16 protein-coding genes and 1 pseudogene are annotated in these 22125 nt (G+C 45.3%); 8 read left to right on the top strand and 9 right to left on the bottom strand.

Annotated elements, in window-relative coordinates:
- Positions 1-9 precede the first annotated feature (9 nt).
- A complete protein-coding gene (locus L4C44_RS12260; RefSeq protein WP_428805164.1) occupies positions 10-777 on the bottom strand; it encodes a TSUP family transporter in 768 nt (255 codons plus the stop codon).
- A gap of 57 nt (positions 778-834) precedes the next feature.
- A complete protein-coding gene (gene pta / locus L4C44_RS12255) occupies positions 835-1953 on the bottom strand; it encodes a phosphate acetyltransferase (RefSeq protein ID WP_428805131.1) in 1119 nt (372 codons plus the stop codon).
- 154 nt (positions 1954-2107) lie between these two features.
- Here pta and L4C44_RS12250 point away from each other — a divergent pair, with 154 nt between their 5' ends.
- Entirely contained in the window at positions 2108-2896 is a 789-nt protein-coding gene (locus tag L4C44_RS12250) for an IclR family transcriptional regulator (protein ID WP_428805130.1), read from the top strand.
- A gap of 94 nt (positions 2897-2990) precedes the next feature.
- Positions 2991-4418, top strand: a complete 1428-nt coding sequence (locus tag L4C44_RS12245) for an NAD-dependent succinate-semialdehyde dehydrogenase (protein ID WP_146490954.1) — start codon at positions 2991-2993, stop codon at positions 4416-4418.
- Positions 4419-4699: 281 nt separating this feature from the next.
- On the opposite strand, the gene L4C44_RS12240 is transcribed toward L4C44_RS12245, so the two are convergent.
- Both L4C44_RS12240 and L4C44_RS12235 read right to left on the bottom strand, forming a co-directional pair.
- Positions 4700-6886 carry a malate synthase G gene (locus tag L4C44_RS12240; protein ID WP_146490955.1) on the bottom strand — a complete coding sequence of 729 codons (2187 nt, stop codon included), beginning with the start codon at positions 6884-6886 and terminating at the stop codon, positions 4700-4702.
- Between the two features lie 117 nt (positions 6887-7003).
- Complete coding sequence (locus tag L4C44_RS12235) at positions 7004-7957, bottom strand: LysR family transcriptional regulator (RefSeq protein WP_061038005.1); 954 nt, start codon at positions 7955-7957, stop codon at positions 7004-7006.
- 130 nt (positions 7958-8087) lie between these two features.
- Between L4C44_RS12235 and L4C44_RS12230 the strand changes: the two genes are divergently transcribed.
- Both L4C44_RS12230 and L4C44_RS12225 read left to right on the top strand, forming a co-directional pair.
- On the top strand, positions 8088-9686 hold the full coding sequence (locus tag L4C44_RS12230) for an isocitrate lyase (RefSeq protein WP_146490956.1): 1599 nt from the start codon (positions 8088-8090) through the stop codon (positions 9684-9686).
- 231 nt (positions 9687-9917) lie between these two features.
- Positions 9918-10526, top strand: a complete 609-nt coding sequence (locus L4C44_RS12225) for a hypothetical protein (protein WP_428805129.1) — start codon at positions 9918-9920, stop codon at positions 10524-10526.
- Positions 10527-10654: 128 nt separating this feature from the next.
- Here the strand turns inward: L4C44_RS12225 and L4C44_RS12220 are convergent, their stop codons facing one another.
- A complete protein-coding gene (locus L4C44_RS12220; protein ID WP_210441277.1) occupies positions 10655-11029 on the bottom strand; it encodes a cystatin domain-containing protein in 375 nt (124 codons plus the stop codon).
- 274 nt (positions 11030-11303) lie between these two features.
- Entirely contained in the window at positions 11304-13733 is a 2430-nt protein-coding gene (locus L4C44_RS12215; protein ID WP_428805128.1) for a M9 family metallopeptidase, read from the bottom strand.
- Positions 13734-14161: 428 nt separating this feature from the next.
- Here L4C44_RS12215 and L4C44_RS12210 point away from each other — a divergent pair, with 428 nt between their 5' ends.
- Together L4C44_RS12210 and luxN are read left to right on the top strand one after the other, a co-directional pair.
- A complete protein-coding gene (locus tag L4C44_RS12210) occupies positions 14162-15415 on the top strand; it encodes an acyl-homoserine-lactone synthase (protein ID WP_428805127.1) in 1254 nt (417 codons plus the stop codon).
- Entirely contained in the window at positions 15408-17984 is a 2577-nt protein-coding gene (gene luxN, locus L4C44_RS12205) for a quorum-sensing autoinducer 1 sensor kinase/phosphatase LuxN (RefSeq protein ID WP_428805126.1), read from the top strand. Before L4C44_RS12210 ends, luxN begins: the two co-directional genes overlap by 8 nt.
- 98 nt (positions 17985-18082) lie before the next feature.
- Here luxN and L4C44_RS12200 read toward each other — a convergent pair whose 3' ends face one another.
- Both L4C44_RS12200 and L4C44_RS12195 read right to left on the bottom strand, forming a co-directional pair.
- Positions 18083-18358 carry a hypothetical protein gene (locus L4C44_RS12200; protein ID WP_048661167.1) on the bottom strand — a complete coding sequence of 92 codons (276 nt, stop codon included), beginning with the start codon at positions 18356-18358 and terminating at the stop codon, positions 18083-18085.
- 438 nt (positions 18359-18796) lie between these two features.
- A pseudogene (locus L4C44_RS12195) lies at positions 18797-19135 on the bottom strand (DUF1254 domain-containing protein); the annotation flags it as partial.
- 133 nt (positions 19136-19268) lie between these two features.
- On the opposite strand from L4C44_RS12195, the gene L4C44_RS12190 reads away from it, so the two are divergent.
- On the top strand, positions 19269-20186 hold the full coding sequence (locus L4C44_RS12190; RefSeq protein WP_048661065.1) for a LysR family transcriptional regulator: 918 nt from the start codon (positions 19269-19271) through the stop codon (positions 20184-20186).
- A 42-nt stretch (positions 20187-20228) separates the two neighbouring features.
- Here L4C44_RS12190 and L4C44_RS12185 read toward each other — a convergent pair whose 3' ends face one another.
- The gene (locus L4C44_RS12185; RefSeq protein WP_123283559.1) at positions 20229-21155 is read right to left on the bottom strand and encodes a LysR family transcriptional regulator; all 927 of its coding nucleotides are present in this window, start codon (positions 21153-21155) and stop codon (positions 20229-20231) included.
- Between the two features lie 129 nt (positions 21156-21284).
- Between L4C44_RS12185 and L4C44_RS12180 the strand changes: the two genes are divergently transcribed.
- Positions 21285-22073, top strand: coding sequence for a hypothetical protein (locus tag L4C44_RS12180; RefSeq protein ID WP_132786993.1), 789 nt, complete (start codon positions 21285-21287; stop codon positions 22071-22073).
- Positions 22074-22125: the final 52 nt, after the last annotated feature.

Here is a 22125-nt window from a genome sequence, read left to right as displayed (position 1 = left end):
GAGAATGGTTTAGGAAGAGCCAAGCAACGACCATGCAGAAACAGCCATCAAATACCCACCAATCAACATCAACACCATAAATACCAACTTCCTGAGTTGGTCATTCGACAACGGCGGCGGAAAGCGCCGAGCAAACATAGTCACAAGCGCCACCAAGGGAACAGCAATAGCAGACAACCACAGTATGCTCGCATCCATGTCACCTGCTGCGTAGACATTGACGGTACGAGACATCGACGTACAAGCGAACACCATCAACAGTGTGCTCCGCACCAGATCGAGCGTAAAAGGCTGTCGATAGAGATGATAAACAATCGGTGGGCCCGCCATCCCAAACAGCCCTCCTGCGAGCCCAGAACTAAAGCCAGACAACAAGAAAGACACGGTTGCCGAGCGGTCTTTTCTGGTTTTTGGTTTGAACATAAAGCTCAGACCTGCGAATAACACCATTGCCCCCAATAACCCTCGCAGGATATGCGTTGCCGACTCAGTCAACTCATCCAGTAAAAACACTCCCAACGACACACCGGGGATAATACCAATCACTAACACCACCAGAATTTTGAGTTCCCCAAGCAGTGGCCTGCCCATCAACGCGACCAAACAATTAAACAAGGTCACGATACTGACCACGGCGGCAATCACGGGCAACGAAACCAGATTAAGGCTGACCGTAAGACCAATCACGATAATGCCGAGTCCAAACCCCGTGACTGTTTGGAAATAGGTACCTACCGCAATGGTGGCAAGAATAGCGAGTAAAACAGGTAACTCCATTAGCAATCCTAATTAGGTGTTTTTACTTAGTGTGAGTGCGAGCTTTAAGTGTGAGCCTTAGTATCTAAACTCAAATTCTGATTCTTCTCTTTCTTCAGCTTTTTGATCTTCTGAAGATTTTTTATCTACTGAAGCTTCTTGAGCATCAGCTTCAGTATCCGTCATTGCATTTACCGTTTTACACTGTTGTGCTTGCACGGCAGTCACCGCGATTACATTGAAGATATCTTCGGCGCTGCACCCTCTGGATAAGTCATTGGCAGGTTGATTCAGCCCTTGCAACAACGGACCAATTGCGACCGCGCCACCTAGCCTTTCAGCAAGTTTGTAACCGATATTGCCAGCCTCTAAGTTGGGAAATATCAGAACGTTAGATTCGCCCTTCACCTCTGAATCGGGCAACTTTTTCGCCGCAATTTCAGTGACAATCGCAGCATCGAGTTGAACGTCCTGATCGACGGCTATTCCGGGGCAACGCTGTTTCACTAACTGAGCAGCATTACGCACCTTATCAACCGATTCATGTTTAGCACTACCGTTGGTAGAAAATGACAACATTGCCACCTTAGGTTCTTCCATAAGCAGCGTTTGAGCACTGTTTGATGCCGCCACTGCAATTGATGCAAGCTCGGTTTCATTGGGGTTAATCACCAAGCCACAATCACTGAAAATCATGCCGCCTTTAAGATTATGGAAAGGCTCGCACAACATCATCAGAAAGAAGCTCGATACCAATTCACTGTCTGGCGCTGGACCGATGATCTGCAGCGCAGCTCGCACTACATCTGATGTGGTATAAACGGCGCCATTAACGGTGCCGTCAACCAGTCCTTCTCTCACCATCAAGTTGGAAAAAATCAGTGGGTCTTTGACCTTCTCCAATGCATCCTCATAAGTCATGCCTTTGGCTTTTCTTAACTCATACAGACGTTCAGCCAACACAGCTTTGAGTGCTGATGTTTGTGGTGAAACAATATGAATGCCTGCGAGATTAATATGATGCAACTGAGCGGCTTCGATAATCGCCTTTTCGTCGCCCACCAGCGTGATATAAGCGAGCTGTTTATCTATCGCTAATCGTGCCGCTTTGAGTACACGAGGGTCTTCAGCTTCACTCAAAACCACACGCTTACGATCTAAGTGCGCCTTATCAATAATCCGTTCAATTGCTTTCATTTTAAAATTCCATTTATTGAGATTAATTGTTCCACAATTTACATTTATATTATTGAAATAATAAAAAAGGTCAAATTTTATTCAGATAATTGAAGAATATTGATTTGGTATGTACACTCTTACACATAGACATATCGCAAGGATGAATCACTGTATGCAAACAGAAACACCACAAGTTCAAGGAGATACGCCCACTCTCCGACTTTTTGCACTATTAGAGGTGATAGCGCAAAAAGACGAGTTTATTTCCCTTCAAGGGCTCGTTGAAGAAACCGGACTACCGAAACCCACTCTGCACCGTATGCTGCAACAATTAGAATCCGCAGGCATCATTCAAAGAGACGGTGATGAAAAGCATTACAGCTCTGGCATTCGACTCAGAAATCTGGCTGAAAACCTACTGTTCAACAGCACCATGCACAGTGCACGACGTACTATTCTTGAAAGCCTTCGAGCAGAAGTCGGCGAAAGCTGCAACCTAACCGCACTATCGAGTGGTGAGATCATCTACCTTGACCGTGCAGAAACCGAAGCGCCACTTCGCTTCCACTTGCAACCCGGCTCTCGCGTTCCTGTTCACTGCTCAGCGACAGGCAAACTGTTTTTGGCGCACATGTCGAAATCACAACGCAGAAGACTGATCGAAAACGTGCCACTGACTCAGTACACAGTCAAAACCATCACCGACTACTCTGTGTTAGAGCAAGACATCGAAGAAGCAAAGATCCAAGGCTTTGCGATTGATGACGAAGAGTTTCTTCCGGGTTTGGTGTGTATTGCGGTACTCATTCCATCGCCAACAGGCCAATCTAATCTCGGCTTAGCAATCCAAGCACCTGTGATTCGAGTAAAGCCGGACGAAGCGATCAAGTTCCTACCTGCTCTTCAAAAAGCCGCGAAAGCATTGGCAAAGATAGAAGCAGACAACTGGGCGCAAGAATAACCTTGGCAGGCTAAAGCGAATCATCAGCACTGCCATAGACATCAACTCAATAACAGCACCAATACGTGTTAAGTAATCATCGAAAAGGAATCACATGCTAGAAATTAATAACCAGCGCTTACTCTCTTTTATGGTGACAGAAGCGAATAACGCGGTTGCCGTGACCAATCCAGCAACGGGTGAGCTTATTGGGCATGCGCCTATCTCATCTGAGGCGGAATTGGACAGTGCTATCGAGCGAGCTCATATTGCGCAGAAAGAGTGGGCGAAAATTCCGGCTAAATCTCGCGCTGCAATACTAAAAGCTTGGCATCAACTGATCCTCGAAAACAAGGATGACCTTGCTCACTTAATGACGATCGAACAAGGCAAGCCGTTGGCAGAAGCCGCGGGCGAAGTGGTTTATGGAGCAAGCTTTATTGAATGGTTCGCCGAAGAAGCTAAGCGCACTTATGGTGACTCGATCCCAAGTACCGCCGGGGATAAGCGTTTAGTGACAATCAAGCAGCCAATTGGCGTAGCATGTGCCATCACACCGTGGAATTTTCCAATTGCGATGATCACTCGTAAGGCCGCACCTGCTCTAGCGGCTGGGTGTAGTTTTATTGTGAAGCCTTCTGACGAAACGCCACTTTCTGCGTTTGCTGTTGTTGAGCTGGCTTACCAAGCGGGTATCCCTAAAGATCTGCTTCAAGTGGTATTGGGTGACAGCCCAGAACAAATTGGCGAGCTATTCACATCACACCCATTAATCAAGAAGATCTCTTTTACAGGCTCTACCCGTGTTGGCAGTATCTTGATGGCTCAAGCGGCAAAAGGCATCAAACGTACCTCGATGGAGCTTGGTGGTAATGCTCCGTTTGTTGTGTTTGACGATGCGGACATCGATGCTGCGGTTCAAGGCGCAATGGCTTCGAAATTCCGTAATGCAGGGCAAACCTGTGTTTGTGCTAACCGATTCTATATTCACAGCAAGGTGCACGACGAGTTTGTGGCTAAATTCGACCAAGCGGTGCAGCAACTTAAAATTGGCAATGGCTTAGACGCGGACGTCAACATTGGCCCTGTGATCAGTGAGAGAGCGAAACAAAACATTCAAGGTTTGATTGATCGCGCCATTGAACAAGGTGCACAGCCTGTCACCCCAACTCAAGAGCTTGCCGGATTGTTCATTCAGCCTGTCATTCTCAAAGATGTGAAGCACGATATGGACATCGTTCAACAAGAGATCTTTGGCCCTGTCGCTCCGGTGATGAAGTTCGACAGCGATGAAGAGCTGATCGAAATGGCGAACGACACCATTTATGGTTTGGCGTCTTACTTCTACAGCCAGAATATCCACCGTGTGTGGAAGGTAGCAGAAGCACTTGAGTACGGTATGGTTGGTATTAACGACGGCATGATCTCAACTGAGGTTGCACCTTTCGGTGGGGTTAAACAGTCAGGCATTGGCCGTGAAGGCGCTAAAGAAGGCATCGACGAGTACATGGATATTAAGTATCTATGCTTCGGTGGCAACTAAGCTTCGATGGGAACTAAGGTTTTGGCGGAAATTAGGTTTGGTGAGAGATAAGATAACTGCTTTTCATTTCTAATTTCTGATCCCGCATCTACTCTCAGATCCCGCACTAATTAACAGCTAAAAAAAAGCCGCGCTATAAAGCGCGGCACCTTGGGCTCGGTTAAAGGGGGGGTTCTTTTTTAGTATTTTTCTTTCTCTGTTTTTATTATTAGATCACTTTTCTATTTCAGTGATTTGGGCTTTTTGTGCTTCCGCTTATCTGCGGCTCAGCACTTTCCGACTCAAGCACTCTGAGCTTTCAGCTTTAGACGCATCGCGTGTAACACTGGCTCGGTATAACCACTCGGCTGAGCACAGCCTTCAAATACCAACTGACACGCTGCTGAAAACGCAATGCTGTTTTCAAAATCAGGCGCCATGTTTTGGTAGCTTGGATCTCCTGCATTTTGCTCATCAACCACAGCTGCCATACGCTTCATGGTTTTCATTACTTGGGCTTCCTCACAAATACCATGACGTAACCAGTTAGCGATGTGTTGGCTTGAAATACGCAGCGTCGCACGGTCTTCCATTAACCCTACATCGTTAATATCAGGCACTTTCGAACAACCTACGCCTTGGTCTATCCAACGAACTACGTAACCAAGAATACCTTGCGTATTGTTGTCCAGTTCATTTTGGATATCTTGAGCAGTAAGCTTTTGGTTGCCTAGCAGCGGGATAGTAAGAATATCGTCAACATTTGCTCTCACACGCTCACGAAGCTCTTTCTGACGGCTAGGAACACTCACCTTGTGATAGTGCAAGGCATGCAGAGTCGCCGCAGTTGGAGAAGGAACCCAAGCGGTATTTGCACCGGCTTGTGGGTGTCCGATTTTCGCGTCCATCATCTTGGCCATGTTATCTGGCTCTGGCCACATACCTTTACCAATCTGGGCTTTACCTTGCAGGCCACAAGCTAAGCCAAGATCAACGTTTTGATCTTCGTATGCGCCAATCCATGTCATGGTTTTCAGCTGTGTTTTAGGCGCAAAAGGACCCGCTTCCATGCTTGTATGGATCTCATCACCCGTTCGGTCTAGGAAACCTGTGTTGATAAATACGACACGGTCTTTGGCTGCGCGAATACACTCTTTCAAGTTCACAGAGGTACGACGCTCTTCGTCCATGATGCCGACTTTAATCGTGAAACGGTCTAAACCTAATGCATCCTCAATGCGTCCAAACAGTTCATTGGTGAAAGCCACTTCTTCAGGGCCATGCATCTTAGGTTTTACAATATTGATGCTGTTCGCGGTCGAGTTTTGGTAAGGGCTATTCCCCTTTAAATCGTGCATCGCGATGAGTGATGTCACCATGCCATCCATGATACCTTCAGGCACTTCATTACCTTCAGCATCAATAATTGCAGGGTTAGTCATTAGGTGGCCCACATTGCGTATGAACAACATGCTGCGGCCTTTAAGTGAGATTTCACCGCCCGTCACACTGGTGTATTGACGATCGGGGTTTAGATTACGAACGATGGTCTTGCCGTTTTTCTCTAGCGACTCTTGTAGGTCACCCTTCATTAAGCCTAACCAGTTGCGGTAAGCCAATGCTTTGTCTTCACCATCAACGGCAGCGACCGAATCTTCACAATCCATAATCGTGGTTAGTGCCGATTCCACCAACACATCTTTAATACCAGCAACATCGACGCTACCAATTGGCGCGCTCGGGTCAATTTGAATTTCGATATGGAGATTATTGTGTTTAAGCAGGATACAAGAAGGTGCGCTTGCGTCTCCTTGATAACCAATAAATTGGTTGCGATCAATTAGAGTGACTTCTTCGCCATTATCTAACGTCGCTGTCAGCGTGTTGCCAATGCTCACGTTGCTGATGCTGTATTTGGTCACGTCTTTATGAGAAACACCATTCAGCGGTGCGGCGTCATCAAGGAACCCGCGCGCATAGCTCACTACTTTGGCGCCACGAACAGGGTTAAAGCTTCCACCTTTCTCTGCACCATCGCTTTCGCTGATCACATCAGTGCCGTAGAGCGCATCATATAGACTGCCCCAGCGCGCGTTTGCTGCGTTAAGTGCAAAACGTGCATTCATGATAGGCACCACAAGCTGCGGCCCAGCTTGTGTTGCGATTTCAGGCTCTACGCTTGCGGTAGTAACTTGAAAGTCTTCGCCTTCAGGTACTAGGTAGCCAATCTGCTGTAGGAACTGTTTGTACTCTGCAGCATCTAATATTTGACCAGCACGCTCTTGGTGCCACACATCGATTTGATGTTGAAGATCTTCACGTTTGATAAGCAGTGCACGATTCTTTGGTGCCAGATCTTTAAGGATGGCTGCGAAAGATTGCCAAAAGTCCTCTGCAACTATGCCTGTTCCAGGAATGACCTGCTCATTAATTAATTGGTAGAGGGTGCTATCAATGCTCAAGCTTCCCTGTTGAATACGACTGCTCATAAAATCTCTCTCAAATTAACCGCTGACTACTAAATAAATTTACGTAACTGACAAAAATTTAGCTAATTTATGCCGCTTATATTGGATATTCACAAAAGAAATACCACAAAAACTGTGTTATCCGGTCACACCACTTTCGATTTCATTGGCGACACTTTTGATCAAGCGACGCATCCACTGGTGATCTGGATTGGTTTGTAACAATGGGCTCCACGCCATCTTCACTTCAAAGGGTTCAATCGCAAATGGGGCTGGTTTGATTAACAAATTAGGGTTGTTGCGCTGCAATTGCGCGGCTTTGGTTGGAATAGTAAGGATAAGGTTTTTCTGCTGAGCGAAGAGAATCGCAGATAGGTAATGTCGGGTAAACACCGTGATATTGCGGGTTTTACCAATGCGCATTAACGCTTCATCTATCCAACCGAGCTTTTGCGCTTCACTTGGGTTGATCCCCACTCCGGTTCCCATCCCCGTCTTACTTACCCAGATATGTTGCGCTTTTAAATAGGACAAAATATCAAAGTTATCGGCTATTGGATTATCACAGCTGAATAGACAAGAAAACCCGTCGTGCCAAAGGCTCATCTGGTGAAAGGACTGTGGAATGTCATCAAAACGGTTGATGATAATATCCACGGTGCCTTGTTCTACATCCTGATAACTCACGTCACTTGGCGTCATTATATCCAGTCGTATTTTCGGCGCTATCTCGCTCAGTTTTTTCAATAGCGGTTGAATAATGGTCGACTCAGCATAGTCACTCGCCATGATACGAAACACGCGCTCACTGTCTTCTGCATTAAACTCTGTGGTCGGCTGGAGTGTCTTTTCTACATTCGCCAAGATGTTGCGGATCAGCGGTTGCAACTTTTGCGCCCGCTCGGTCGGCACCATCCCTTCGCTGGTTCTCACCAATAGCGGATCTTCAAACAGATCACGCAATCGGCGCAGTCCATTACTCATGGCTGGTTGAGTTATTCCTAATTGATTTGCCGCTCGTGTAACGTTTCTTTCACGTAGCAACATGTCTAAATACACAAGCAAATTAAGGTCTATACGAGCAATATTCATAAGAAAAATACCGAATATAATAACTATAAATTAACAAAATTATCACATGCGTGGTTATTCTTTGTCCATAGCAAAGTTTTAATCCAAGCCAATTTGGCAACCATACCCCACGTGAAACTAAGGAATAGTTATGTCGCAAATTACACAAGATATCGAAATGATAGAAGTTGCAAAAAGCGCTGCAGGTGCTCCATGGGATGCAATCAATGCTGAATCTGCTGCTCGTATGCGAGCTCAAAACAAATTCAAAACAGGTCTAGATATCGCGCAATACACAGCAGATATCATGCGTGCGGATATGGAGGCTTACGACAAAGACAGCTCTCAATACACTCAATCTTTAGGTTGCTGGCATGGTTTTATCGGTCAACAAAAGCTGATTTCTATTAAGAAGCACTTTGATGGCAAGACAGACCGACGCTACCTATACCTTTCAGGTTGGATGGTTGCAGCACTTCGCTCGGACTTTGGTCCACTTCCAGACCAATCAATGCATGAGAAAACATCGGTTGCAGGCCTAGTAGAAGAACTATACACATTCCTGCGCCAAGCTGATGCTCGTGAACTGGGTGGCTTATTCCGTGAACTGGATGCAGCCCGTGAAGCAGGCGATGTAAACCTACAAGATCGTATTCAAGACAAAATTGACAACCACGTAACACACGTTGTGCCAATCATTGCCGATATCGATGCAGGTTTCGGTAACGCAGAAGCGACTTACCTAATGGCTAAGCAGATGATTGAAGCGGGTGCTTGTTGTCTGCAAATCGAAAACCAAGTAGCCGATGAGAAACAATGTGGTCACCAAGACGGCAAAGTAACGGTTCCACACGCTGACTTCCACGCAAAACTTCGCGCACTTCGTTACGCTTTCCTTGAACTAGGCATCGACAACGGCGTTATTGTTGCTCGTACCGATTCTCAAGGCGCTGGTCTAACAAAAGAAATCGCAGTAGTGAAAGAGCCGGGCGACCAAGGTGATATCTACAACTCATACCTAGATGTTGAAGAGATCGATGTTGCAGATATGGCAGAAGGCGACGTTTGCTTTAACCGTGACGGCAAGCTAGTTCGACCTAAGCGTCTACCTTCAGGCTTATATCAATTCCGCCAAGGTACTGGTGAAGACCGTTGTGTATTCGACTGTATTGAAGCAATCAACGCAGGTGCTGACCTACTTTGGATTGAGACTGAGAAGCCACACATCGGCCAAATCAAAGAGATGATGGACGGCGTTCGTGAAGTTCACCCTAACGCGAAACTGGTTTACAACAACTCTCCATCATTCAACTGGACGCTAAACTTCCGTCAGCAAGCTTACGATGCATTGGTTGCTGAAGGTAAAGATGTATCGGCTTACGACCGTGCAAACCTAATGAGCGCGGAATACGACGAAACTGAACTGTCTGCAAGTGCTGATGAGAAGATTCGTACATTCCAAGCGGACGCATCTCGTGAAGCGGGTATCTTCCACCACTTGATTACGCTACCGACTTACCACACTGCAGCGCTGTCTACCGACAACCTTGCGAAAGAGTACTTCGGCGACCAAGGCATGTTGGGTTACGTTGCAAATGTTCAACGTAAAGAGATCCGTCAAGGCATCGCATGTGTTAAACACCAAAACATGTCTGGCTCAGACATCGGTGATGACCACAAAGAGTACTTCGCTGGTGAGAATGCACTAAAAGCAGCAGGCGAAGCGAATACGTCTAACCAATTTGATTAATCGCTAACGCTTTTGATTAGCCGCTAAAACTAAAGCCTCCCCCGCCCTTCTCTCTTACTTCGGTAAGACCCGGGGGAAGGTTTTGAGATAAAGCTTGTACTGCCGGCTTTATCTCAAAGTCTAAGAATTGTGTTCTACACCACGGTCAGCTAAGCAACATCTGTTTAGGCTAACTGTATTCATGTTGTTGAGATTCCTGTTTGTTGATATTTCTTTTGATCGAGAGTGCCTATGACTTCAATACCTAAACACCTACAAGATGCAAAAACGCTGCTATCAGAAAATGGTTTCGTAACGGGTGATACTTGGTATCACGGCACATCTTCAGCCTTGCTTGCTTCAATTAAAGCCCAAGGTCTGAAACGTTCCGGAGACAAAGCACTCAATGAAGCCGCTTCAAAAACCATGGCAACGATTGGCAATAACTACACCGAGTCGGTTGAACCTGTGTTCCTGACTCAGAGTAAAGAGTTGGCGTATTACTGGGCGCAACAAACCGTTCGTGAGCGCAGTGTTCGTTTCGAAGGGGAAGAACAACCTATCGTGTTAGCGGTAAACCTGTCTGAAAAGCAGCGTGCAAAAGTAAGGCCGGACGTGGGTGCGATGAGCCTGTTAATGATGAGTGTGGGCGAGCAATTCATGGCTCACATGGCTAAGGTTTATCAAGAGAACAACGTCGCAGGCCCAGACATTGAACTTCGCACTGCTGATCGTATGGATTACTTGAACAAGCTGGGAATGGCTTATATTGATGAAGACATCAGCCGAGCGTGTGTACAAGAACTGTCTGAGCCTAATATTTCTGAACCAGAGCTTTCTGAACCTGCGCTAACGGATTAGGAACGTCTTCTATTGGACGTAATAAACCGACCTTATTAAAATCAAAAATGGCTCCCAATTGGGAGCCATTTTCTTATTCGTTAATCGAGCCTAGTCAGTAATCTGACTCAAATATCTAATCAACTTGCTTATTGGCACAAACGACCTTGCTGTGCAGCCTGCATCATTTCGATATCACCTTGAAGTGAACGATAAACAACCGTATTCCACACCTGACCATTATCCATTTCAAACTCGATCGCGTAGTTCAAACCCGCGACTACTTGAGTGCGAACGCTCAAGATTTTTTCGAGCTTTGCTGATGTATTCATTTGTCCAAGAACCACATCTAAAGCTTGCTTGGCTTCTGGCGTGATATCGCTTTGTGACCAACCACCTGTCAGGTTCTTAGTGCTACAGATCGGGTTTGCAGTCTCTTGTGCTTGTTCTGGAACCTCAGATTTCTGGCTACACCCTGCTAACGCAGCGACACTAAATACGGTTACCAATAGTACTTTCTTCATAATTTATCTCTACCTCTATCACTTGCGATAGGTTACTCGCAATGATATTTCATATGCAGACAAGCTTAAACCTCGAATGTCATCACTTCATCAGAGATTATGGTGTAACTACTCTATAAACACAGAAGATTGTCAGAAAAACAAAGCCGGACACTGATGCCCGGCTTTTATCCGTCTACTTTATTGATATTTAACCGATTAGTTTAGTGACATTGTCGTTAATACGGCTTGGGGATGCCCCTTTTTTAATGCCAATTACCTAACGCCTATTCTGTCAGTGAAAATACACCAACATCTCGACATCATCCCCTTGCTGCTCTGCACTCAATAAGAAGTGTATATAGCCTTCTTCTGTTATAGGGATTTGCAGATACTCATTGCTTCCACGGTAATCAGACGCGTAGTCATGCTGCCCAGCTGTTGGCCAATATGAGTGGCTGGCGAACAGATCAACGTTACCCGAATTCGATTGTTCGTTTTCAGCAGTGTCGCTCTTATCGCTGAGCCATACTCGCACCTCTTGTACGCCTTCTGGTACATAAACAGCGGCATAACGTCGTTGGTGCACGGTAAGCACTTGAGCCTGACCGGACTCCAATACCACAGGCGTTAAATCATCTTGCTGTTGAGTTGGAGGCGTTGGCGTTTCTGTGACTACCGATGCCGTTATCGACACCTCATTAAAATCGGTACGACCCGTGACACTCATGTAGTAACGACCCGACTTGATGTAGCCCGAAGGTTCTTGTTCAAACGTCACCACTTCATTGCTGCCATTACCGTATTGGCTGAATTCAAAATCGTAGTAATGCGCTGGTTTGTTGTAGCTCATGTAGAGGTCAGCATCACCTTGAGTTTGTCCCTCAATAGACACTTCAAAATGCGTCGTGTTGTCTGGAATATCAACATAGAACAACTGCTCGCTATACGCCTCGCCACTCAACAAAACACTCTGGTTTGCTGCAAGCACTATGGCTTGGTCTGTTGGTTGCGTAGGATCTGTCGGTTCAGTGGGTTCACTTGAAACCGAGTCTAACCAACGCTCGAACTCACCATTGTATTGCTGCCCTAGCACTTTTACTTGTTGCGCCCACTCGGAGAATTGACCAGTACGAGACAATGCCAGTAAACCTTGCACCTCTTGAGGATGCTCTTCCAGCATGAAGCGTACCGCCAAGTATCCCCAACGATATATACGATTGGAGTCATGGGAGTAAGTGGTCGCAAACACATCCGACAGGCTCATCTTCCCGCTGCTAATCAAACCAATCGCTGCATCATAACCTTGCTTGTAATGCATAAATTCGGCAAAGCCCTCTAACCACCACACTACATAGCCATATGCTAGGTTGTCGTTGAATGAGCCATATTGGTTAAAGCGAGCATCAAGATAGTGAGTGTATTCATGCTCTAAATTGAGAATAGAAAGATCATCACCATTGGCATAGCGATAAGCCACAAAGCGAGCGACGTTACCGACTTCTGCAGGATTACCCTCTAAATACTGACCGCCATTGTCTGTGGTATTGCCAAACAAGAACGATGAATAATCTATGTAACTGCCTTTGCTACCAAACACCGCGACTTCAACTCGCTCGTTGTTATCATCAGCGACAGGTTTTTGACCCGTATTCGCGACTTGATGGAAGTCGGCCTCTTTGGCAGCCAACACATCACACGCCTCCATCGCTTGTGACTCCGTTAGATCTTGAGAGCGAATAATCGCAGGCCCTTGGCACTCGTAACGATGGGGAAGTACACGCGTTGCCAAGTCGCGTTTCGCTTGCTCTAGGTCTAACCCATTCAAACCTTCGGGTGCGAAGTAACTCATCATTTCGACGGCTGCTAGCCATAGCTTATCGTGCTCGCTGCCCAGTGGGTTTTGCGCCATCACTTGCTGCATAACCCGCATCGCTTTGTCTTTGGTCGCTTTATCCGGGCTGGCTAACAAGCGACCTGTTTCACGTACGGCGTTATAAACCAGAAAGCTAGCGTCAGTATCCAACGCCCACGTGTTGTCACGAGCAAAAGTCGCCAGCGTTTCGATATGTTGAGTGTGGTTTGCCATGTAATCGTAGAAATCATCTCGAGCGACATGCCCTGCCATTGCTCGAAAGAGATTATTGAGACCATCGACCCATTGTGAATCCTGCGCTGTTTCACGGTTAAAGTGATTCAATGCCGCAAGTTGCGCATCCATGGTCAGTGGAAGTTGCTTAACATTATCGACCATCAGCGTCAGACTTTTCATCGCCCCAACTTGCTCACGGCCTTGATCGAGAGCATTAGGGTTCGCCAGAAAAGCATTAACAGATAGAGCGAAGCGCTGGCTTAACGCCTCGGAGAAATCCTGCGCTCGCGCGTTATAGCGAACGTAATAAGCGGCGCGAACAAATTCGCCAAGGTTTTCAAGTTTACGAGCCTGTTCAGCATCACCTCGGTAACGGGTAATTTCTAAATTCAGAGCTACTTGAACACGGCTTAGGCTCGCTTCGCTATAGATATTGTTTAACGAACTCTCTTGAGCAGAGAACCAAGCGCCATAGCAACTGTTGTCTGCTGCTGAGACAGCGAGAGCAAGGTCAGACGCCTGCTGAAGATCAAGCACCTCACACTGACTTTGAGCAAAGGAGAAACTGGAAACACTGGCCAGCATGCAAGCGAGAGCCAAACGGTGACGTGGAAATAAACGGTTATGAGACATACAACACTCATTAGTTAAATGTATATTTTGGCTCGCCGTTATATTCCTTACGATTAACAAGGTGAATTCAGTTGCGTATGGTTTATGAGCTTGGTTCAAAAAATAGATATTTTACGTTAATTTATAAATTCAAAGGATTATGCTCAATTGATACAGGTCAGAATCGGAGCAAGGTTAAGCTCTAAGTGATTGAGAATATTCTAATTTAGCAACTTATAAACTAGTAAATGTTCTGTTGTTAAGGAGTAGCGCAAGTAGTAAACTTGCGTTCGATTATGCAACTTGTTTTTAAAAACTATAGACACAATTAGAGTTACTCAATCTCAACAAGGTAACTTTATATCAAATAACTTAATAACAATTCGTGTCTGGTTAATGAGTGCAAATCCAATAAAAATAATTATATAAACCTAGGCTAGGTTAACACCATGGAATTAACGTCGTCTTTAGTCTCACTGTTGGCTAGCAGTCTGACTATCGAAAAGAAACAACACGCGCTGATCGAGCTCGTGATCAACACTTATCAGCCACAAGATCGCACTGCACTTTTCCAAACCGTCACAGACTACCGTAGACGACTATTGGAATCGTTCTTCCCAGAACATCAACACAAAAGCCTCTCCGTTTTATTTGAATTGATGGACTATCGCGATCTCATTCAACGCTATCCAAGTAGCTTATCGACCGAGATGGCATTGCTAGAGGAAGCGGCAGGTCAGTGTTACATGCATTGGTTAGACTTTTGGTGCGAATGCGAAATTACTGCTATTAAGGCAAAGTCGCCGCTCGATAATAGTTCACCCTCTAGTATCGATCTGCCGATTAAAGACAGCGCTTATTACAGTGCGATCATCGATCAGATAGAAGATGATCAACTTGTGGTACAAACACCCAGTCACCCACAAGGAATGCCTATCAGTGATGCCATCGCTTTAAGCAACCTTGAGGTTTTCATCAAGGGTGAAAAATGGTTTGAGATGCTGCCTTTATTACACCTGTCACAAACGGGTAAGCACTTTATCCTGCTCAAACACCCAGACGATGAAGCCTTCCCAACATTAGTTTCTTCCGCCTTGATTCAAGATTGGTCAAAAAATGAAACCTGGCTAAGCTATGCGCCGCCATTCAGCAATGATCACTGGCAATACTGCTTACCAAATCATGGTTACGATTCACTTTCAGGGTTACAGCTATTCACGCCACCGATATTGTCAAAATGTGACTCTCTGCCAAAACTCGATAATCAGTTTCAGTTACAACTATCCGAAACTCGAGCCATATGTGAAGTTCTGCGCTTAACCGTCAGTGGAAATACCCAACAAAAACTCTACTTCCTCTATCTCGCTCAAAAAGAGCTGATGAGCGTCTTACATCAAGTTGGCTACAAAATTGGCTTCACCATCATTGAACAACCTTTCATGCTTCAGTTTTATCAAGCTATTGACCCAAAAGCGTATTTCCATTCGGGATATTGCGAATTGAACGATGACGGCACCACCATTTACCGTGGCTTTTGGAATTTCGAATTGATGGTCAACGTATTTAATGACACCGACTTTAAAGGCTACAAACGCGCCGTGCGTAACAGCAGAAAGTTTGGCTCAGCAGAAAAATTAAGCTCTGTTCAACAACCAGATTCTCTGCAACAGCCAAGCTCGGTAAATAAGGACGAACATGTTTGATTTCGGCTTAGAAGCCATCATCCACGCCAAAGCGATAACGCTTCTTGCGACGGTTGTTGTAGTCGTGATGTGGTTACTCTACTATTGCTACCGTCTGAAACTAAAGAGCGAAGCGATCGCAGGTACACACCACGTTGCCTACATCGCCTATTCGGTCTGTATTGTGGCGTGGATCAGCAGTAATGCGTATTTCCATACCGACTTATTATCAGAGCTTGGGCCGTCAGCAGCTGTGTTTGCAGCCAAATTTGCCAACCTCGCCTCCTTCTTTGCGTTTGCCTTCGCGTATTACTTCTCGTGTCAGCTTGCCGCCGAGCAACGCAACGGTAAGGTGCACCTATGGCAACAAGCGATTTTCGTCACTCTAACCGTCTACTCCTTGTTTATTAATTTAAGTCCGGGCTTAACCGTTGAAGACGTTATCATTGTTGGTCCAAGTCAGTTCGTGATTGAATTTGGCCCGCACACTTCGTACTTCTTCATCGGCATGATCAGCTTTGTGGTACTGACACTGGGTAACCTAGTGGCAATGCGCGCCAACAGCAGCAAGCTCACGCTGACCAAAACCAGCTATATGATTGCAGGTATCTTGGTGTTCATGTTGTCCACAGCAACGATCCACCTAGGTATGACTTACTTCTTGCGTGATTTCTCACTGACTTGGCTACCACCAGCCTTGTCTATTAGTGAGATGTTGTTCGTTGGGTATGCCCTGCTGACATCTCGTTTCTACAGCGTGAAATACCTTGCGTACATGAGCCTGAACGCCCTGTTAGTGTGTGCTATTTTAGTGATACCGTTTGGTGCGATATTCATCCCGCTGACCGAAGATAATCAATGGCTAATCGCCATTCCAATCTGCGCGCTAATAGGCATTACTTGGCATGTACTTTATAAACGTGTGAGCCGTTATGCCTCCTTCTTTGTCTACGGGAACAAGAAAACACCAGTACAGCAAATCCTTGCTTTAGAAGAAGATTTCAAGCTATCAATTGATGATGCGATGCGTCGTTTGGGTAGCCTACTTCAAATCCCAGAAGACAAACTGCGCCTTGTTAACAGCAACTACAACGAGACTTTCTACGAAGACTACCTGTCGACCAACAAGTCTGTTTTAGTGTTCGACGAACTGTCTGAAGAGCTCGATTACACTGCGCCAGCAAAACGTTCTATCAAGGCGCTCTATGAAAAGATGAGTTCTAACAACACGGCCTTGGTAATGCCTCTGTTTGGTCAGGGAAAGTCGGTCACGCACTTGTTGGTGTCATCGCACAAGAGCAACGATCAAATGTTCTCTAACGAAGAGATTTCTGCACTGCAAAGCTTGTTAACTCGTGTGCAAAGTACCATCGAAGCGGATAGACGCATTCGCCAAAGTCGTGCTCTGGCCAACTCCATTGCCCATGAGATGCGTAACCCGCTTGCTCAAGTGCAACTGCACTTCGAAGTACTAAAGCAGCACATCGACAACCAAGCGCCAGCGAAACAGATCCTACTTGATATCGAAAACGGCCAAGCTGCAATTCAACGCGGCCGACAGCTGATTGATATCATCTTGCGTGAGGTCAGTGATAGTTCACCTGAGCATGGTCCGGTGACGATGACCTCTATCCACAAAGCTGTCGATCAAGCAGTAAGCCACTATGGCTTTGAAAACGAGAAGATAATCGAACGTATTCGCTTACCACAACATGCTGATTTTGTTGTAAAGCTAAATGAAACCCTATTCAACTTCGTTATTTTCAACCTAATACGCAATGCGATTTATTACTTTGATTCGTATCCAGATAGCCAGATCGAAATCAGCACCAAAATAGACTCTTACGAGAACGTTTTAATATTCCGAGATACCGGCCCCGGCATAGATGAAGCGATTGCTCACAAGATCTTTGATGACTTCTTCTCTTACCAAAAAAGTGGTGGTAGCGGCTTAGGGCTAGGCTATTGCCAACGTGTAATGCGTTCATTTGGTGGCAGAGTTGAGTGCCATTCTAAACTTGGTGAGTTTACTGAGTTCCACCTGTACTTCCCTGTGGTACCGAATGCCCCCAAAGCAGACGCGCTTCGTACACCTTATTTTAATGATTGGAAACACAACCAAACGACTACTCAAGATAAAGCCTGCGCTGATACAGAACCAACAAGTTCGCGAGAATCTGAGAGCCATTTAGCACCTACCGTGCTCATCGTTGATGACAAAGAGGTGCAACGCACACTTGTTCAGATGTATTTGAGCCGACTTGGCGTTAACAGTTTACAAGCCAAAAATGGCGAAAATGCTGTTGAGTTGTTCAGAACACACAAAGTTGATTTGATCTTAATGGACGTGCAAATGCCGATAATGAATGGTTTTGACGCAAGCCAAATCATCAAGGCACGCTCTCCTCAAACACCAATCATTGCTTTGTCCGGCGAATCAGGACAACGTGAATTAGACATGATCAATCAGTTAATGGATGGTCGACTTGAAAAGCCAACGTCTTTGAATGCATTGCAGCACGTACTCGATAACTGGCTTGAGAAAGACTGGGCGTCAAATGCTTCCAAAGAAGCCGAAGGTGAAGAGTAGATGGCTAACCAGTAAATTAACGACTGATTAAAAATCCCCTCAAGAAAGGTTCTTGAGGGGATTTTTATTTTGGGATATTTCAGCTATTCGAAGAGATACTAAAGCTCTTTAATCTCAATTTGACGCAACGTTTCCATATACTCTAAAGTTTCATCCACATCGACTGGCTCGTACAAACGTAATACGCCAGCCCAACCTTCAGACACTTCAAAATCATAAGCTGCACCGGTACCACAGTTGAATGTGACAGACACTGTGCCATCACCGTTATCACGCATGGATTCGCCAGAAGCATAGAAGTGCTCAGAGTCGATCCAACCATCCGCTCCATAAGTGGTTAGAGAGTAGTAACCACCGCGCCCCTCAAAGTCCAAATTTGGCGTTGGAATCGTCCACTCTTGGCAGGTCGTCTTACCTTGACCTGGCACGCGCTCTAGGTATTGCGCTGTATCGGCTGGTAGCCCTGCGTAACCAAATGCCGTCACGTATTTGAAGTGGTGGTCTTCTACGTCATCCAAAGTCGCACCAAATCCCTTTAACCCTTCAATAGGCGCGCCGTGTTTCATTACATTGTTGATCAGTTTTAAACGGTAATTTTCAACATCACTAGGGTTATAGCCTTTACCTTGATAAGGCTTATCTGAATTCGCTTTGATAGAAAGCAGACTTTGGCGACGTTTGGTATCTTCGATAGAATCTGCGATACGTGTTCTGGCTAGTACATGAACATGTGTACCTGTCGTCAAGTCACTAGCTGTTAGGTTAAGTGTTTCACCACGACGAACCACCTTATGCACCAGATGATTTTCGTCCATGATATGGATGATTTGGAAATAGTCGTTGTCTTCTGCGGGCACATGGAACGTTGCACCTTCTGATACATCAACAACCATCGTCGAGTAAACAACATCACGATTTGAACGAATCACAGTTTGTGTATCTTTTGAGACTGGTTCAGCGTGCAACCAATGGTTTACACCGACCTTATTTTGGAGACCAAGAAAGTTCCAATCTGACTCCGCTTCTGGGTAGTTATCCCAATTAACACCACCAACAGCAGTATGATCATAAACAGATGAACTGTTGTTATCCGCAGCTGTTGCGCCAAATGCAGTTAATGCTAATAGCGTCACTAACGTCGTTTTCTTCATAATGATTACTCATGTCTGTTTCGATGAGCTCAGTATGTAGACACTTCATGATATACTCCAATCGATTATATGAAATCAAGATATACAGTTTGGGTATATCTAAACGGCTTCTCAATTCTGGAGTGCAGTAATCATGATGAGTAACCGCTTTAAACGATTAGACCTTAATTTACTTAAGGTATTGAAAGTATTAATTGAGGTAAAAAATACTCGAAAGGCTTCAGAGCTTCTGTTTACAAGCCAACCCTCTATCAGTCGGTCACTACAAAAGCTACGTGAGTACTTTGACGATGAGTTGTTTATTCGCTCCCAACACGGCTTAGAACCCACTTCTAAATTGCTTGAAATTAAGCAGACCTTGTTACCGGTGTTGTTGCAGTTAGAACAAGTACTTGAACCAAAGTCTGAGTTTGATGTTGCTCAGTTTGATGGCACTGTGAACATCGCCATTAATGGCTTTATTGCTAACAGCATCTCGGCAAAGCTAACTCAGATATTGTTAGCGCAAGCTCCTAAGGTCAAAGTGAATATTGTGGATTGGGGCGCGAATACTCTGGATTTACTCACCTCTGGTGAGGTTGATTTAGGTGTCAATTATTACCCATTAGAATTATCCAAACAGGTATACCAGAAACGTATCGCAAGCGATGATTTTGTCTTGGTATGCCGCACTGGGCATCCACTTGCCAACACGCTTTTGCAAAGTGACCAGCAAGAAACCTTGCAATTAGCGAGCTTGGTGGTCAGTGATTGGAACGACAATATTGCGTTAGCACCGAACGTGTTAGCCGATGTTGGCATCAATACTGAGGTAAAAATACGTTCGACTTACTTACACAGCTTATTATCTATAGTGAAGCAGAGCGACGTATTATTCCCATGCTCAAAGCTACTGGCCAATTCGCTTTCAAATGAATTTTCTTTTGTGCAGTTTCCTCACATGCCCAACATGCCAAATGGCGATATTGGCATGACTATCGGGCGTAAACATCGCAATCAACCGAAGATGCGCTGGTTGGAATCGTGTATCGAAGAGGTGTTCAAAGAGTAGTTATATGTAGTTCTGAAAAGTAGAAACAAACAAGCATGACCCTTACTGGTGATTGGCCTCTGTCATCGCCGTTTCAATCAAATCCAGCAACCATTTATATTTAGCTGAGTGCTGGTTTTTCTTATGAAAATAAGCGAACACCTCCATCTCCTCGGTTCCCTCTTCCAATCCCTCAATTGCGATTGAGCGCAAGACACCTTTATGTTGTTCAATCACCGGAGGCATGCAAGGTGCGATAATGTTGGAGTACTTGATCGTTTCAATTAACCCAACGATGGAAGTCGTTCGCAGTGCCATGTTAATCGATTTACCTTGGCTTAAGACTTCCTCTTCCAATCGAGAATGTTTGTTTTGGTCGAAATAAGCAAGGTCAACATGAGCAAATGGGAACGACAACAAATCATCAATCGTCGCGATGGATTCCTCGAAAGGATGATCTTCTCTTACTGCCAATACAAACTTTAAGGTCACCAGAGGTACGGCAATGATCTCAGCAGGCAAATTCTTAGCTTCGAAGTGAATGACAAAATCAATCTCGTCACTCTTAAGTCTTTCTAATGAATTTTGGGAACTCGTATGACTGATCAGTCTTGAAAGTGGACTTTCTACTGATAGCTGATGAAACAGAGCGGGAGTCAACCAAGGCAAGACATGAGGATTCGCCTCTATCTTAAAATCTTCACTGAGGTCCGCGGGAATAAACTGTTTTCCTTCTTCTATCGCCGTAACCAATCCATCTAATAGCGGGAAAACGCGTCGATACAGGTCGTCTGAATAAGGTGTTGGCAAAAACTGCTGATGAGACAGGACAAACAATTCTTCACCTAAGGATTCCTTAAGCTTCTTGATGCTTTGGCTAACCGCTGGTGTCGAGACAAACAACTTCTCAGCCGCTTTTCTCAAGCTCTTCTCCTGATACACCACCACAAACACTTTCAATAAGTTCAGATCGACATTGTTAAGTTTCATGAGACACCATAAAGCATTGCTTAACGAATGGTTAAGTTTATATGAATTAACTTAACAAAGTCCACTTTGTATAGTTATCCCACCTTCACGAAGTACACGGATGTAGTGAGATAACTCTATGAGGCAGCTATGTTATTACAACGTTCGATCCTTTCTCTAACCCCTCTTTTGTTAGCTAGCGGTGCTATCGCTGAAGAAACAGAAGTTCAAGATATGTCCGACCCATTAGCGGTCTACACACAAGCAGGCTTCGGCTACACCGACAAGGGCTTAAACCTAAAAGTTGGGCAAACCTACGACACGGGCAGTGATACCACCATGGGCATGAATGTGCTCGAAATCAAAGGTATCGCTGGTGAGACGATTGGTTGGAGCGGTCGAGGTGCAGACGACAGTATTGATTCCTTCCGCTTTAGAAACTTCGGTGTAGATCTAACTAATGGCCGAGGATCGCAAGTTGATATGTCTTGGGATTTCGATAACAACCAAGGCAGCGCGTCTTACAGCTTTATTCAAGCTTTACCGCAAATGGGCATGTTTAACTTCTACCCGCTCGCGGGTGTCGGTATCGCTGCAGGTGAAGAGTTGGTTGAAGGCACTGGTGGCGCTCTCGATGCCGATCAACTTCGCGACCGCTACAACATGCACGGTACTTTCTACGTCGCAGGTATGTACGCCAAGATGCAACTTACCGATAAGGTTTGGTTGAACTACAACCCTATGTATTTAGGCACAATGTCAGGGTCATCAACGTTCAAAGATTTTGGCTTTGAGGGCAATGATTCTGTACTCGCACATGAATTTGCAGCGAGCTATCAAATCAATCCAAGAGCCAACGTTCGTTATTTCGCAAACTGGACAGAAAACACAAGTATCGAAGACGGCGATCACCGTATCGAATTTAACTACCAATTTTAAGTAGTGATTTCGGCTTTAACGAGCTGGTTTCGCTTGAACGAATAAGTTTAAG

The sequence above is a fragment of the Vibrio satsumensis genome (assembly GCF_050337435.1).
Taxonomy (GTDB): domain Bacteria; phylum Pseudomonadota; class Gammaproteobacteria; order Enterobacterales; family Vibrionaceae; genus Vibrio; species Vibrio satsumensis.
The sequence above is the reverse complement of the archived record's forward strand: the minus strand, read 5'-3'. Positions and strand labels throughout refer to the sequence as shown.

What these genes read in the sequence shown, in the direction of transcription:
- L4C44_RS12230 (WP_146490956.1), top strand. Translation starts at nt 8,088, where the DNA reads ATGTCGCAAATTACACAAGATATCGAAATGATAGAAGTTGCAAAAAGC.
- L4C44_RS12180 (WP_132786993.1), top strand. Translation starts at nt 21,285, where the DNA reads ATGTTATTACAACGTTCGATCCTTTCTCTAACCCCTCTTTTGTTAGCT.
- L4C44_RS12190 (WP_048661065.1), top strand. Translation starts at nt 19,269, where the DNA reads ATGATGAGTAACCGCTTTAAACGATTAGACCTTAATTTACTTAAGGTA.
- L4C44_RS12240 (WP_146490955.1), bottom strand. Translation starts at nt 6,886, where the DNA reads ATGAGCAGTCGTATTCAACAGGGAAGCTTGAGCATTGATAGCACCCTC.
- L4C44_RS12260 (WP_428805164.1), bottom strand. Translation starts at nt 777, where the DNA reads ATGGAGTTACCTGTTTTACTCGCTATTCTTGCCACCATTGCGGTAGGT.
- pta (WP_428805131.1), bottom strand. Translation starts at nt 1,953, where the DNA reads ATGAAAGCAATTGAACGGATTATTGATAAGGCGCACTTAGATCGTAAG.
- luxN (WP_428805126.1), top strand. Translation starts at nt 15,408, where the DNA reads ATGTTTGATTTCGGCTTAGAAGCCATCATCCACGCCAAAGCGATAACG.
- L4C44_RS12185 (WP_123283559.1), bottom strand. Translation starts at nt 21,155, where the DNA reads ATGAAACTTAACAATGTCGATCTGAACTTATTGAAAGTGTTTGTGGTG.
- L4C44_RS12215 (WP_428805128.1), bottom strand. Translation starts at nt 13,733, where the DNA reads ATGTCTCATAACCGTTTATTTCCACGTCACCGTTTGGCTCTCGCTTGC.
- L4C44_RS12210 (WP_428805127.1), top strand. Translation starts at nt 14,162, where the DNA reads ATGGAATTAACGTCGTCTTTAGTCTCACTGTTGGCTAGCAGTCTGACT.
- L4C44_RS12245 (WP_146490954.1), top strand. Translation starts at nt 2,991, where the DNA reads ATGCTAGAAATTAATAACCAGCGCTTACTCTCTTTTATGGTGACAGAA.
- L4C44_RS12220 (WP_210441277.1), bottom strand. Translation starts at nt 11,029, where the DNA reads ATGAAGAAAGTACTATTGGTAACCGTATTTAGTGTCGCTGCGTTAGCA.
- L4C44_RS12225 (WP_428805129.1), top strand. Translation starts at nt 9,918, where the DNA reads ATGACTTCAATACCTAAACACCTACAAGATGCAAAAACGCTGCTATCA.
- L4C44_RS12250 (WP_428805130.1), top strand. Translation starts at nt 2,108, where the DNA reads ATGCAAACAGAAACACCACAAGTTCAAGGAGATACGCCCACTCTCCGA.
- L4C44_RS12235 (WP_061038005.1), bottom strand. Translation starts at nt 7,957, where the DNA reads ATGAATATTGCTCGTATAGACCTTAATTTGCTTGTGTATTTAGACATG.